This window comes from Streptomyces similanensis (assembly GCF_039543625.1).
Lineage (GTDB): Bacteria > Actinomycetota > Actinomycetes > Streptomycetales > Streptomycetaceae > Streptomyces > Streptomyces similanensis.
This window is the reverse complement of the sequence record NZ_BAABKC010000085.1, coordinates 54,202-67,924: the sequence shown is the minus strand read 5'-3', so window position 1 is coordinate 67,924 and position 13,723 is coordinate 54,202. Positions and strand designations below refer to the sequence as shown.

The following is a 13,723-nucleotide window of genomic DNA, read 5'->3' as shown; positions in this document are numbered from 1 at the left end:
GACCTCCACACCCCAAACCATCCCAAACAGAACCTGGGCGCCTTGACGGAAGACATAGAGGCACCCCCCCCCAACGACACTGTCACCTGATCCCTAGACACAGTTTGGCAGCGGCCCGTCCGCCCCGAGGACGAATCAGCACGCACGGCTGATTCCGCACCATGGAGCCGTGATGGGCTGCGTGCTCAGCGGATCACGCGCCGCAGGTCCACGAGTACCGCTCCCGCTGCCTTCGGTCGACGCGCCCGCCATGCTGGCGCATGCTGCCCGACGCATGACCGTGGCCGGAACTACTCCTCCAACGCCTGCCCCACTCGGAACTCAACGGCACAGTATCGATACGGCAGTAGGGCCACAGGGGCCGCCCAGCCCGCGGCCACGAGCGTCGAGCTCCGGTACCTGTGGTGCGGAATCACGCCCGCCAGTCCCTCATGTGCCTCTACGATGATCGCTCTGCGGCTTGAACACCTGGAGCACCATGCGCCTTGAGACGATCAAGATTGAGAACTTCCGCGGCCTCACACACGTGGATATTCCTTTCTCTCGATTCGGCTGCCTTATCGGCGAGAATAACGCCGGAAAGTCGTCCGTGTTCCAGGCTTTGAACATGTTCCTAAAGTCGGGTACCGCAGTCGACACCGACTTTCTCGACAGAAGTCGCTCGATCCGAATTCAACTCTCCTTCTCCGAGGTGAGAGAAGCCGACCTGAAGCGGCTCGAAGACGGGCATCGAATTCGAATCGAGAGGGAGGTCCGGAACGGGCGAATCACGCTCGCTAAGGTGTACACGGGACCCGGGAAGGGAACCTTCCTGGTCGTCACTCGGGTTCCCCGGGATCACAGGTACACAAAGCTCGTCATCGACGACACTTTGAAGTCTGGATTGCCTTCCGAAGTTATCGCCGCCAATGTGAAGGCCACATACCCAGAAGTTGCCCAAAAGCTCAATGACAAGATCAATCGCGCAGCGGTAAGGCGCGAGATCGCCACGATAATTGAATCACTCGGTGAAGATGACTTCGTCACGGGAGACGATGCTTTGCCGACCGGGATGGACAAATCGATCACCCCACTGCTCCCGGAATCAATTTACATTCCAGCCGTCAAGGAGCTCAACGAGGAACTCAAGACGACATCCACAGCAACTTTTGGGCGGCTCCTTAGCCTACTTTTCGGGCAAATCGAGCACCAGCTTCCCGAGCTGGAATCCTCATTTGAGGCGCTCCGGGGGCAGCTGAACGTAACCACGGACGAAGACGGCGAGGAGTCAGACCAGCGCCTTTCTGAAGTTCGACAAATTGAATCGCTGATCCAGAGGAATCTCCAGGAATCCTTCCCACGAGCAAGCGTCCGCCTTGAGATCCCACCTCCACGCCTGCGTAGCCTTCTCGAGGAAGCGCAAATCTCCATCGACGATGGAGTCACCGGCCATTTCAGAACCAAAGGAGACGGCCTTCGAAGGTCGGTCGCATTCGCCATCCTTCGCGCGTATGTCGACATGAAAACCGCACGACCAGTCACGGCAGACAGCTCTCAGCAACCTTGCCTACTCCTGTTCGAGGAACCCGAAGTATTCCTGCACCCCCAGGCACAGCGGAAGCTGTTCGAAGCTCTGGCGTTCTTCTCCGATTTCAACGACGTCCTGGTCAGCACCCACTCGCCGTCGTTCTTCGCACCTGGGGCGACCGGAACATTTGTAAAGGTCATTAAGGACCACTCCCTGGATCCTCCGGCAAGCCGGACGCGCGTGATCGACCTTTCAAACATTGAGGCACGCGATCAATTTGAGATCATCAAGCACGAAAACAACGAGGCGGCATTTTTCGCTAACTCTGTCTTGCTCGTCGAGGGACCGAGCGACCACATCCTGATCCCGCACATCGCTCGGACCCTCAATCCGGAATGGGACTTCGAGAAGCGCGCGACAGCAATTGCGAAAGTCGAAGGAAAGGGAAGTATCGCCCGCTACAGAAGTTTCTTCACTCAGTTCGAAATGCAGATTGCAGTACTCGCCGACCTTGACGTCCTGACGGAAGGGTTTGACAAACTGGGAGCCAGCCAAGCTTGTCATCAATTGCGGGATCGACTCATCACCAAGGCAAACGAAATTGTAGCTGCTTCAGGAGCCGACCCCTCCGGAAAGACGCTCAAGAGCATGCGTGTTAACGGTGCTGTGCAGGATCTCTGGAAGCAGGCCAGGGTGGCACGAGAGCAATACGCTCAAGGGCTTTGCGAATGGGAGGATCTCGACGCCGCTGTTAGCGCGTTTTTTGCGCGATCCACCTCGGGCGCCATGCGGAAAGTTCTCGAAGAGGCTGCCGATCCTGACCTTAGGCGTATGAAGATCGAGCTGCTTCAGGAACTACGGAAAGATGACATTTACGTATGGGAGCGCGGCGCAATGAGGACTACTACCCGCCACTGGAGAACAACGAGTCCTCGAACAAGAACGATCGCGCTCGATCTTTCTGCGAACGCCACGTGACCGCCGAGGACATCAAGGGGCTGGCCGTGTTCAAGGATTCAGATGAATGCGAATTCGAGGCGATCTTCGAATCCCTCTTTAGATCAACCCCATCGGGCGACCGTACTCAGCCGCTTATCCCCAAGCAGGCAGAATCAGATGGGCTCACCCAAACCTCTCGATAGGCTGGAAAACTCTCCCTTCCTTCACTCAGCGCCAGCCATCGAGCGAGACCTGGGACCTGGCAGAGAGATACCCGTGGAGGGCACTCGCTGTGGTATCGACGAATTCCTCCGGAATGTCATTGGCGTCGACCCAGCGGACCTGGGAGTGCTTGCGGGGTTCGCGGTTTTCGGGTTCGCCGGTCCATTCGTGGGCGGCGAACACGACCGTGAGGAAGCCGTTGGGGGCCTCGACGCCCCAGGCGCCGTGGATGATGTGGGCGACCTTGAGGGACTCGGGCTTCACCGTGAGGCCCGTCTCCTCGTAGAGCTCGCGGACCGCCGTCTCCGTGATGGGTTCGCCCGGCTCGCTCTTGCCGACGGGCAGGTCCCACATGCCCTGGGCGAACTTGGCGTTCTCGCTGCGCTGGAGGAGGACGACGCGGTTGGCGGCCTTGTCGTGGACGATGACCGCAGCGACCAGCAGGGTCATCGATTCGAGCGCCGGCTTGAGGGCCTTCGGCTGGTCGTCAGTCTGCTGGGCCACGGTGTTCCCTTCGTCGGGCGGGTTGTTGGGCATGTTAGGCGAGGGCCTCGCGGGCGCGGCGGGCGAGATCGGCGGCACCGGGAACGCGGCGGCGCTGGTAGACCGCGAGCGTGGAGCGGATTGAGGTGATCGCCTTGCGGGTGCGGTCGGAGGTCATGCCTTCCATGAGGACCAGGGCTTGGGTCCAGGCTGCGACCGCTTCGTCGGCGCGGGCCTGGGCGGCAAGGCTGTCGCCGAGGTCGGCGTGGGTGAGGGCGTGGACGCGCTTGTACTTCTCGGGGTCCCAGCGAGTGAGGGCGTCTCGGTGCTGCTGTTCGGTGCCGATGTGGTCCGCGAGGTCGGTCAGGGTGCGGGCGGTGTGGCTGGCCACGGTGCCGGCAGCGGGGCCGCTGACGCGGGAGTAGCTGGGCTGGGGGCCGTCGTCGCGGAGGAGGGCGTCTTCGGCAGCGAGTAGGGCGCGCGCGGCCAGGGAGTTCTCGTCGGTGGCGGCGTAGGCGCGGGCGTGGGTGATGTGGAGGAGAGCCTCGGTCTGGCCGTCGACGTGGCCGAGACCTGTACGTAGGGCGCCTTCGACGAGGTCGACGCAGTGGTGGGGCTGCTTGAGGCTGAGGGCCTGGTGGGCGAGGGCGCGCATCATCCAGGCGGCGTGCCCGTGGGGGTCGGCTTCGCAGGCGAGCTGGTAGCCGACCTGGTAGTAGCGCTGGGCGGCGCCTTCCTGGCCGAGGTCGTGGTGCTTCCACCCTGCGAGGTAGGCGAGTTCGGCGACGGCGCCGAAGGCTGTTCGGCGTAAGGCTTCGCTGGGGAAACGTCCACGCAGCATGGGGGCTGCTGTGTCGGCGAGATACGCGGTGACGGTGGTCAGGCCGTGCCCGCCGCCGAGGCGCTCGTCGGCGGCGCTGAAGGCCGCGGTGATCTGGCGTACGACGTCCACGTCCTCTGTCCCGACCACGGACGTGCCGGTGCGGGCGCGGAGCATGCGGGCGGTGGCTTCGTGGTCGTATCCGAGCGGCATGGCGACGCCGGCGGTGGTGAAGGCCGCGATGGCGAGGAAGCGGCGCCGCTCGACATCGGCGCGGCCCAGGTCGGTGGCGGCGAGGACGGGGTCGGATTCCGCCGGCGCTTCGTCATCACCTGCCTGGAGGCCGATCTCGGTCTGGGTGACCGTGCGCCCCGCTCGGCGGGACAGCGCCTCGGCCAGGTACTGACCTACCCGGCCCGACGCGGTGCGGGTGCCGTTCACCCAGTGCGAGATGGCCGACTTGTTGGTCTGGAGGATCTCGCCGTTCTCGGCGGCGATGCGCCGCACGTCTCTGGCGAGGGCCTCGTAGGTGCAACCGACCGCCGCGATGACGTCGCGCAGAGGGGAGTTGGGTTCTCTCGGCGCCGCCACGATCGCCTCCACTCCGGAGCTGTAAACCGCGTATACCGCTTCAACTGCCTTCCACCGTACCCACTCAGCGTGACCACCGGTTCACTTATCAGCAGCCGCCCGGAACGGCGCAACCGTGATCCAGGCTCCCCCTTGGTCCGGGCGGCACCCCGAAGTTCCGTACGCCCACACCAGGCTCGGGCATTCCTGTGCCCGAACCCGGCCAATCAGAGACGGAGAACACGGTGACCACCATCGACACCATGGCCATCACGGTCGAGCTGCCCGAGGCGTTCGACCCGCGCTGGAGCCGCCTGCCCGGCATCCAGGTCGACGGCCGGCGCATCACCATCGACCCGGCCGAGTACTTCTTCCGCTTCGAGTCGAACACCTGGCTCGTCGCCGACTGGGAGCTGGTCAAGTCCCAGCTCCTGGACGTGGACGAGACGACCGAGAGCGCGGTCGAGCAGCTCGCGCTCGACTTCATCAAGCAGCACAGCGAGTCCACCTCCGACGCGGCCCGCGTCGTGGCCACCGCGTACGAGGTGTACGCGTACCTCTTCCGCGAGGAACACCTGGCCGGCCTCGGCCTGCCGCAGATCACCGCCGACCACCTGCGGATGCTCCGCGAGGCCGCCACGCTCATGGCGCTCAACAAGGTCGAGCTGGACGGGCACATCTCCAACGTCGGCCCGTGCTGGTTCTTTCCCGCCGCCACCTCCGTTGTCTTCGACCTGGATGACGAGATGGGCGGGATGCTCGACGAGGTCTACCACGGCGGCTGGTTCAACGAGCACCGCCGGATCGAGTCCATCAAGGCCCACGCCGCCCTGGGCGGCCGGCTCGTGCACGGCTGCCAGTCCGTGCCGGACCAGTCCGGCGGCGTGGTCGCTCCCTACGGTGCCTCGATGGCGAACTTCCGTGACGACCTCGCCGCGTTCAAGGCGGGCTGGATCGAGCAGGTCTACGCCCACCGCGTGAACCCCGCCGCGTAACCACCACCCGATCAGGCTCCGGGGCGGGCCGGCTTCCCTCGCCCGCCCCGGACGCCACCATCCCCCGGAGCCCTCACGTGACCGCGAACCCCAGCGCCGAACTCCTCGACAACCTGCTCACCGCGACCGGCCAGACCACCGCTGTACGGGAGGAGGTACGCGTGTGGTCCATGTCCGGTGTCGAGCGCGTGGCCTTCCCCGACGGCTCCACGGCCGTCTTCAAGTACGCCAAGAAGCCCTTCGACAGCGAGGACCAGGCCCTCCGCCTGGCCCACACCCTCGGCGTACCCGTCCCCCAGGTCCACGCCTCCGCCGTCCTGGACGGCTGGCTCGGCATGCTCATGGAGGACCTCGGACCGTCCGTCCGCGAGGCCGACGACCTCGACGGTGTCGCTGCGGCCGTGGTCCTGCACGGCACCCGTACGGCTCCGCCCTTGCCCGTACTCGACCAGAACCGGCTGCGGACGCTGCCGGCCAGGGCGCTTGAGCATCTCGAACGGCTGCGCAAGGCCGATCGGTGGCAGGACGCCGACGATGTCGAGGACACGCTCGACCGTATCGCCCAGGCCGAGGCCCGCTCGGCCGGAGCGACGCTGGAACCGTTCGGCTGGGTGCACTCCGAGTTCCACCCCACCAGCCTCCACATCGGCGAGCGCGGATGGAGGCTGCTCGACTTCGCCCGCGCCTTCACCGGCCCCGGCTTGCTCGACCTCGCCAGCTGGCACGGGACCATCGATCCGCCGCACCCCGTGCGCCTTCGCGTCTTCCTGGAGCAGTACGTCACCGCTGGCGGCACCCCCGACGCCCTCGCCCCACGCGGCGGGCTCACCGCCGAGAACTGGGCCCTGGGCTGGCACCGCATGTGGGCCGTCGAGTGGTTCATGGAACAGGCCGTCCGCTGGATCAACGACCCGGCCACCGACCCCGCCTACATCAAGGCCGTCCGCCGCCACCTCACCGACGTCCTCCACCTCCTGGAGATCTGACGTGCTCGCCCAGGCATCCCCCTGGCACGCCCACGCGCTCCAGCGCACCGCCGCCGGACTCGCCGAGCCCCTGTCCGTACCCGCCCGGATGGAATGGACCACGAGACCCGGCCAAGGCCCCGGAGCAGAGATCCTCGGTCCCGACCTGCGCGGCAAGCGACTCCTGGAACTCGGCTGCGGCCCCGGCCACAACGCCGCCCACCTCGCCACCCGCCACGGCGCCCGCGTCACCGGCGTCGACCTGGTCGGCCTCCAGGTCCGCCGCGCCCGCTCCCACTACGGACGGCTGAACAACCTCACCTTCGTCGCCGGCCACGCCCTGCACTATCTGCAAGCTTCCGACGAGCAGTTCGACGCGGTCTACTCCGTCTTCGGCGCCGTCGGCCTCGTTGCCCCCGAGCTCCTGCTACCGGCCATCGCCCAGCGCCTCACGCCGGGCCGGGTGCTCGCCTTCTCCGTCCCGCACCCGCAGCGTGGCGGCCGAAGCCCCTCGGGTGACGACCGGCCTCGTCGAGACCACGTCACTCTTCCCGATCGCACCCGCCTACCCATCGCCCGCTGGGAGTTCTCCACGGACCGGTGGGAGAAGCACCTCAGCCAGGCGGGCTTCTGGCTCACCTCAGCCCAGGAGTTCCACGACCCCCGCATGGGCCACTGGCCCACCACCCTGCTGATCCGCGCCCGCAAGCTCTGACCAGCCATTCGCCCTGGCTTCCCCGGGAGGAACCGATGCGCCCGCCCTACCTGCTCCTCGACATCGACGGCGTCCTCATACCCTTCCCCAACGCGGATGGCTCGACCCCGGCCACCCACGCCCGTCACGACGTCGTTCCCGCCGACCGCAGCGCCGACAACCCGGTCACCGTCTGGCTCAACCCCGACCACGGCCGCCTACTCATGGACGTCATCCGCACGGGCCTGGTCACCCCCGTCTGGTGCACCAGCTGGCGCCTGGACGCCACCACCCTCATCGGGCCCCTTCTGGGCCTCCCGCCGCTGCCGCACGTCGACCTGCCGAGCCCCCAGATCACCACCAGCCACCCCAACGGCTACCTCTGGAAGCGGGACCACGTCGACGACTGGCTGGCAGACGCACCTGCCGTCTGGATCGACGACGACTTCACCAACCTCGACCACGCCTGGGCGGCGGAGCGCGATGCCAAAGGAGCGCCGACTCTCCTCGTTCAGCCCGATCCACACCACGGGCTGCAGCCCGGGCACCTGACCGAGCTCAGGACGTGGGTCTCGCAGTCGCCCGCAGCCCGCGCCGCCTAACGACTGATGCCCTCGCTGCCACGATCAGCGAGGGCATCAGGGTGCGCTGCGGGCTCTGCCCTCCTGTGATGGACCTGGGAAAGGGAGCACAAAACGGGAAGATCACTCCGGCGGAAAACCTGTTCGACTCGCACGTTCCGTGATCGGTTGAGATACGAGTTCTTATGTCATATCAACTGTACTGATTCTCATCCGAGTTGGGTACAGTTGCCTCTGGCTGCTCAGCACTAGCGAGTCGTAATTGCCTTCCGCCGTACGGCGGGTCCGCCGCGTGGCGGTGAGCCGGCACAGCGAGCCTTCGGGCCGTCAACTGGGCCTTATCAGAGCAGTGCGTCCTTGTGACTGCGCGACCGGGTTGGCTGCTCGCACCACGTGCGGGACAGTCCGCACTGTCGTGGGACACCCCTGTCCCGAGCGGCGGCCCACCAGGGCCACGCTCCCGCCCGCGCACTTCCGGGACATCACCGGAGCAGCGCCCACGACAGAAGGCACATTTCTGTGACCATCCCCGCTACCTTTCTCCCGCCCGGTGCCGAGACCGATGACGACGATGTCTCCCTGGGTGTGGTCGGCAAGTTGACGGCCGAGCAGACAGCGTCACTCGCCGCCGGCCTGATGGACATGGAGCCGATCCCCGCTCCCAGCGAGATGAGCTACCTGACCACGGCGGCAGACGGCCACCCGTCGGTGACCTGTGGCAAGGACGCTATCCAGGTGCTGCTGGCCGGTGCCACCCACCCCGAGGTCCTGGACCAGCTCACCCATCCCGACACGATGGCGGAACAGTTGTTCAGCTCTCGTGGCCGTGGCCGTAAGAACGCCCCGAAGCGGAAGGTGTCCAGGCTCGGTCGGCTGAAACAGCTCAGCACCGACACCTGCTATGCGGCGGTCATGCACAGCCCGTTCCACCAGATCGCCGGCGTGAAAGTGCTTCCGGTCAACCCCCGGTTCCTAGCCATGGTGCAGCACGCCTTCACCAAGGGAAGCGTCACTGATCCCGCCATCGAGGGCCAGACACCCGGCCGGCTGGAGATCCACCTGCCGACGCAGCAGAGCCTGCGGGACATGATGGTCCAGACCGTCGAGCACCACCTCATGGACTACGACTGGTCCGACTCCATAGCCCGAACCGGCACCCAGCACCCTCTGACGTGCATGGTCATGATCGTGCACTACGACGATGGCACCAGTGAGCTGATCGTCGTGTGCATCGATGGCCAGTCCCGCCTGGTGTCCGCCTGGCGGAACATCCTGAACATCAGCGGCAAGCCGCTCAAGGCTCCCGAGGCACGCGAGTACGCCGAGAAGATCGTGGGCCGGATGTTCGCCCACGACGCCATCGCCTCTTCCCGCAAGACCGTCAACGATGCGCTGCACACCGCAACGACCCGTTCGTGGACCGCCAGCGAGATGCGCGTTCTCCACTCGCGCCTCGCCCCCACCAACCTGGTGCTCGGAACGTTCTCCCGCACGGGCGAGCCCTGCGATGCCTCCCGGTGGTTCACCGAGCACCTGACGCAGATCCACCTGCGTACCAGGTCCTGGGGCGGCGGCAGCGACAAGGAGAAGGCCGTTGCCGACGCCCTGACCGAGGCCGTCCGCAAGAACCTGCTCACCCAGCAGAAGTCCGACGCCCTGTCCGGACGCCTGCACGGCGAGGCGTTCGCCAACGCCACCAGGCTCCCCTTCCATCCCGCTTTCGCGCGGGCGGCGCTGTTCGCCACCGCGCTGTCGGGGGAAGCCGGCCAGTCCATCCGGACCTCCATCGCCGAATACCTCTCTCTGGACCCCAACGACGACAGCTTCCCCAAGAAGCTGCTGGAGATCCTGGCGATCTTCTCCACCCGCTTCCTCCGCTCGGACAGCAAGAAGGTCTTCCCGCAGATGGTGAACACCTGGGGCGACGGCGGAGCCATCACCAGCCCGATGTGGCACCGTGTGGAGAACGGCGAGCCCGCGTTCACCCTGACCTGCCTCCAGGACGACCTGCTCCACCTGGACCATCGCACGGCCGCCCAGCGGCTCACCGCGCAGCTGCGCGAGCGCGCCAAGAGCGGTGACACCGAGGCCCTGGACGAGCTGGCTGTGCTGGGCGGTGACGCCTTGATCGTGGCCGACGCCCTGAACCGTGACCGTGGCTCCAAGGAGGACCTGATTTCCGAGGTCCCGGTGGACAAGAAGACCCCGTACCGGGCCAAGCCCCCCACCATCGTCGCGGCGCTCACCAAGACAGCGGCTGGCCAGCTCCTCCTCGGCGAGGCCCTGTCCAACTGGGTCGATCAGGTCCCCGGCTTCCCCGAGGACTACTCCCGAGGCTTCATCGTCCCCCAGATCAAGACCGACCCCGACGGGACTCCCAAGGTCGCCACCTCCTACGGCATGGCCGACCGCGCCTCGGAGTGGCACGTCTTCGAGACCGCCGAACCGGGCCTGCCCAGCAGGCGGCGCAATCAGATTGAGATCCGCCGGAACGCTGCCCGTGCCGAGGCCGCTAAGAACAACGCCAAGAGCACGGGCAGCGCCGCCACCATTGCCACGTTGCAGACCGACATCCACCGTGTCGAGCGGACCATCGAGAAGATCACCACGAGTACCAACCCGCCTTGCTTCGATGACGAGGCGCAGCGCGAGGCGATCCAGCAGCTGCTGTGGAAACTGGGAGGGGAGATCAAAGAGATCCCCGTTGCTCCCAAGCCCGTCGTTGGCGACCCCTACGCCGTGACCGACCAGGACGACGAGTGAGCACCGGATGGGCGCTCAGCGCCCAGCTCGCCGCCAGCGTCGCGGCCATCCCCGGTCAGCGCCTGGCCGTCGCCACCGAACAGCTCGTCACCTGCGTGTACTCGCTGCGCGAACGTAACGGCGCCTTCACCACCCGGCGTCTGCCGCCATGGTCCTCGGCGATCTATGTGGCTCTCGATGAGCACCGACGCTGCCTGTACACCGGCATCGTCCAGCGCGGCACCACCAAGTACCCCGACCCGCGTGCCATCAAAGACCGCACCGCCGAGCACTACCGCGACAACGAGCCGATCGAGACCCGTACTACCTGGCACCACCTGTGGGTTATCCCGCTCCACCACGGCGTCCCGCGCCCCCAGCTCGAAGCATGGGAAACCCGGGTACGGCAGCAGACCGCGTCCCCGCAGACCCGCAGGAGCCGGCTGCGCCCCGTGGCGTAACGCGACCATCAACGCTGGCCCCCTTACCCCGCTGGGTGCGGGGGCCAGCTCGTTGGACAGGGGGCGAGAGCTGGTGGAGCAACCAGTTGTCTTTCTGGGCTCCGAGGGGGAGGCAGGCGTTGTCGCTCGCGACCCGGGTGCCTTCTTGTGGCTGCTGGCTGACGGCTTCGGTCCGTGGGAAGCAGCCACCTCGTATGAGCCCGAGCCGGATTGGGCTCCCCAGGTCAATCGCGGCCTGGTGGCTATCGCGGAGCAATTTGCTCCGGACCGCCGCGCGTCGGCAGCGGCGATCATCGCGCAGGCCACACGAGAGTTTCCCGACTTCGATGCCACCATCATGAAGCTTTGCCGTTGAACCGGACCCGATGCCCCGCCACGAGGTGTGGCGGGGCATCGGGCCGGGTCAGCGGTGCCGGCGTTCTTCGGGCTTCATGGCCACTGGTGTGGCCGGAGGGTGTGGCGTGGCGGACCTGGCCGATGTGCCGCTGGTGGCGCTTCGCATGCGAGCTGCCTGCGTCCGCCGGTTCGGCTGAGCCGTGATGCGCCAGTTGAGGACCTCGGCGGGGTACTCGGCACTGTCGAGTACCCGCTGGGTGCCCACTTCGGCCAGGAGGCGTCGGGGGTTGTGGCCGACGGTTTCCGCGTGGGCGAGGGTTGTGGTCAGGGCGGTCCAAGTGGGGTCGGCGAGGATTCGGTCGGCGTGGTCGGGGAGGGCCGCACGAACGTCCTGTTCGAAGCGGCGGGCGGTTGCGGCTCGTGGTGCGCGGCGGGCCAAGTCCGCCAGGACGGGTGCGGCGGCCTGCTGGTAGCCCGCCTGGAGGTGGCGGAAGGCTTCCTCCGCCGCAGCGGCCTGCTGTTCGTGGCCGCGCTGTTCGTGCCACTTGGCGGCGGCGCGGGCCAGGTGCACGGTGGCGAAGAGCAGGGCGATGGCGAGTCCGCCCGGCTCGCTGGAGGCGTAGGCGAGTTCCTCGGCGGCCTTGCGCAGGGCGGTGGCGGCCTGGTGGTCGGCGCGGGTGGCGGAGCGGCGGGCGCGGTTGAACGCCATCGCCGCCGCCCGCAGTTCCGCCCGGTGTGGGCCGGTCGTGGCGCTGGCGATGTTGTACAGGGCATCGCCGAAGGCGGCCAGGTGGCCCTGGGCGGCGGCATCGTCACCGGAGTCGAGGACGATGCGTGCCGCGTGTATGGCGGTGGTGGTGTGCCGCCATGGGTCGGCGGGGTCCGCCACATACCGGGGGCGGTCGGCCACCTCCTGGTCGGGGAGGCGTTCGCGTAGGCGGTTGATCGAGAGGTCGGGGGCGAGTTTGGAGCCGCCGTACCAGACGGGTTCGCCGGCCGCGTTGGTGTCGCCGGGTGCGGCGAGGCTGTAGCCGATCACGTCACCGGTCTCGGGGCCGAGGCGGATCTTGACCTTGATGCCGAGGGACTGCAGCACGGTGAAGTAGTCGGCCTCGTTGCGTACGGCGGCGGCGACCGCGTACGCCTGCTCGCGCAGCCACTGCCGTGCCGTAACCGCCTGGCCCTGGCGCTCGGCCTTGGCGCGTTCGGCGCCGGTGGGCGTGCGGGGCGCGGTGAGGTCACCGGGCTTCAGGCGGCGCAGGCCGAACTCGGCCTCGATCTTGCGGCACTCGGCTTGGGCCCGCTGTCCGTCGCGGTGGGTGCGCGGGCGGCGGCCGTCGGCGCGGACGGTGGTGGCCATGATGTGGATGTGGTCGTCGGCATGGCGCACCGCGATCCACCGGCATGCCTTGTCGTCGCCTTCGGGGGCGATGCCGGTGGCGTGAACGATGCGGCGGGCGACCTCGGCCCACTCGGCGTCGGTGAGGTAGCGGTCGCCCGGCGCGGTACGGACCGGGCAGTGCCAGACATGCTGAGGTGGCTTCTTGCCGCCCAGCTCGCGGGTGCGCAGGTCGACATGGTGGTCGAGGCGTTTGGCGAGCAGGGAGTAGGTGGCTGCCGGGTCGCGGCCGGGGTCGGGGGCGCCGGCCATGTCCCAGGCGGCGACGATGTGAGGGTCGGTGTGCTCATCTCGGCGGCCGGGGCCGAAGAGGTAGACGATCAGTCCGCGGGAGTCGGAGCCGGTGGAGACGTCAGGAACCATGCGCGATGCCCTCCGTCAGAAGCTGGTCGATCAGCCGGTAGCTGCTCTCGGCCGCTTGCTCGACGCGGTCCAGCACCGCCTCGGCACGCTCGGGCACCGTTCCTCGGTGGATGGCTGCGGTGATCTGGTTGAGATTGCCGCCGATGCGGTTCAGCGCGACCGTGTGTGCCTCGACAGCCTCGACTAGCGGGCGGACCGGGTCGTCCTCCGGGCTGCCGACCAACCCCGCCTTGCCCAGGGCAACGGCGAGGGCGGCGTCCCCGACGAATCCGGCGAACTTCTGACCCCGCTGGTGCGCGGCGGCGCTGATCACGCTCACAGCGGTCCGCGTGAAGCGGATGGTCTTCTCCTGGTCGCGCTTCTCCACGGTGCGCTTGCGGTTCATCAGTGCGGGCAGGGCGGGGGCGTCGAGGTCCCGCCAGGAGGGCTGCTCGACGGGCGGTTGGACATTGGCCGGCGGCTGAGGGCGCGGGGCGATGGAGTCGGCTGCGGGCGGGCAGATGGTCTCGGCTATGCCCTTCTCCGGCTCGGGCGCCCCCTGGCGCTCGGCTTCCTCCTCCGCCACCCCTGGGGCGGGGGCAAGCGCGGACGAAGCCTCGTTAGAGGCTCGTTCGCTCCAGCTTGCTGCTGATCGGCGGGTCAGGCC

General features: G+C 67.3%; 12 protein-coding genes. 8 read left to right on the top strand and 4 right to left on the bottom strand.

Annotation, left to right across the window (positions count from 1 at the left end; all coding sequences use genetic code 11):
* Positions 1 to 478 precede the first annotated feature (478 nt).
* The gene (locus ABEB07_RS26850) at positions 479 to 2,485 is read left to right on the top strand and encodes an ATP-dependent nuclease (RefSeq protein WP_345670661.1); all 2,007 of its coding nucleotides are present in this window, start codon (positions 479 to 481) and stop codon (positions 2,483 to 2,485) included.
* A gap of 189 nt (positions 2,486 to 2,674) precedes the next feature.
* Here the strand turns inward: ABEB07_RS26850 and ABEB07_RS26845 are convergent, their stop codons facing one another.
* Together ABEB07_RS26845 and ABEB07_RS26840 are read right to left on the bottom strand one after the other, a co-directional pair.
* The gene (locus tag ABEB07_RS26845) at positions 2,675 to 3,205 is read right to left on the bottom strand and encodes an NUDIX domain-containing protein (protein ID WP_345670660.1); all 531 of its coding nucleotides are present in this window, start codon (positions 3,203 to 3,205) and stop codon (positions 2,675 to 2,677) included.
* Between the two features lies 1 nt (position 3,206).
* Positions 3,207 to 4,562, bottom strand: coding sequence for a tetratricopeptide repeat protein (locus ABEB07_RS26840; RefSeq protein WP_345670659.1), 1,356 nt, complete (start codon positions 4,560 to 4,562; stop codon positions 3,207 to 3,209).
* 224 nt (positions 4,563 to 4,786) lie between these two features.
* Here ABEB07_RS26840 and ABEB07_RS26835 point away from each other — a divergent pair, with 224 nt between their 5' ends.
* The 7 genes from ABEB07_RS26835 to ABEB07_RS26805 all read left to right on the top strand — a co-directional run bounded on the left by ABEB07_RS26835 (position 4,787) and on the right by ABEB07_RS26805 (position 11,334).
* A complete protein-coding gene (locus ABEB07_RS26835) occupies positions 4,787 to 5,536 on the top strand; it encodes a hypothetical protein (protein WP_345670658.1) in 750 nt (249 codons plus the stop codon).
* Positions 5,537 to 5,613: 77 nt separating this feature from the next.
* Complete coding sequence (locus tag ABEB07_RS26830) at positions 5,614 to 6,522, top strand: phosphotransferase (protein WP_345670657.1); 909 nt, start codon at positions 5,614 to 5,616, stop codon at positions 6,520 to 6,522.
* Between the two features lies 1 nt (position 6,523).
* Positions 6,524 to 7,216 carry a class I SAM-dependent methyltransferase gene (locus ABEB07_RS26825; protein ID WP_345670656.1) on the top strand — a complete coding sequence of 231 codons (693 nt, stop codon included), beginning with the start codon at positions 6,524 to 6,526 and terminating at the stop codon, positions 7,214 to 7,216.
* Positions 7,217 to 7,251: 35 nt separating this feature from the next.
* Entirely contained in the window at positions 7,252 to 7,797 is a 546-nt protein-coding gene (locus tag ABEB07_RS26820) for an HAD domain-containing protein (RefSeq protein ID WP_345670655.1), read from the top strand.
* A 498-nt stretch (positions 7,798 to 8,295) separates the two neighbouring features.
* A complete protein-coding gene (locus ABEB07_RS26815) occupies positions 8,296 to 10,539 on the top strand; it encodes a hypothetical protein (RefSeq protein WP_345670654.1) in 2,244 nt (747 codons plus the stop codon).
* A complete protein-coding gene (locus tag ABEB07_RS26810) occupies positions 10,536 to 10,979 on the top strand; it encodes a hypothetical protein (protein ID WP_345670653.1) in 444 nt (147 codons plus the stop codon). Before ABEB07_RS26815 ends, ABEB07_RS26810 begins: the two co-directional genes overlap by 4 nt.
* Positions 10,980 to 11,052: 73 nt before the next feature.
* Positions 11,053 to 11,334 (top strand): hypothetical protein, encoded by a 282-nt coding sequence (locus ABEB07_RS26805; RefSeq protein ID WP_345670651.1) that lies wholly within the window; start codon positions 11,053 to 11,055, stop codon positions 11,332 to 11,334.
* 48 nt (positions 11,335 to 11,382) lie between these two features.
* Here the strand turns inward: ABEB07_RS26805 and ABEB07_RS26800 are convergent, their stop codons facing one another.
* Both ABEB07_RS26800 and ABEB07_RS26795 read right to left on the bottom strand, forming a co-directional pair.
* Positions 11,383 to 13,077, bottom strand: coding sequence for a relaxase/mobilization nuclease domain-containing protein (locus ABEB07_RS26800; RefSeq protein ID WP_345670650.1), 1,695 nt, complete (start codon positions 13,075 to 13,077; stop codon positions 11,383 to 11,385).
* A complete protein-coding gene (locus ABEB07_RS26795; RefSeq protein WP_345670664.1) occupies positions 13,067 to 13,642 on the bottom strand; it encodes a MobC domain-containing protein in 576 nt (191 codons plus the stop codon). The genes ABEB07_RS26800 and ABEB07_RS26795 overlap by 11 nt, the downstream gene beginning before the upstream one ends.
* Positions 13,643 to 13,723 lie beyond the last annotated feature (81 nt).

Excerpts from the sequence above, each read along its gene's own strand:
- ABEB07_RS26850 (WP_345670661.1), top strand. The coding sequence starts at position 479 with ATGCGCCTTGAGACGATCAAGATTGAGAACTTCCGCGGCCTCACACAC.
- ABEB07_RS26845 (WP_345670660.1), bottom strand. The coding sequence starts at position 3,205 with ATGCCCAACAACCCGCCCGACGAAGGGAACACCGTGGCCCAGCAGACT.
- ABEB07_RS26820 (WP_345670655.1), top strand. The coding sequence starts at position 7,252 with ATGCGCCCGCCCTACCTGCTCCTCGACATCGACGGCGTCCTCATACCC.
- ABEB07_RS26800 (WP_345670650.1), bottom strand. The coding sequence starts at position 13,077 with ATGGTTCCTGACGTCTCCACCGGCTCCGACTCCCGCGGACTGATCGTC.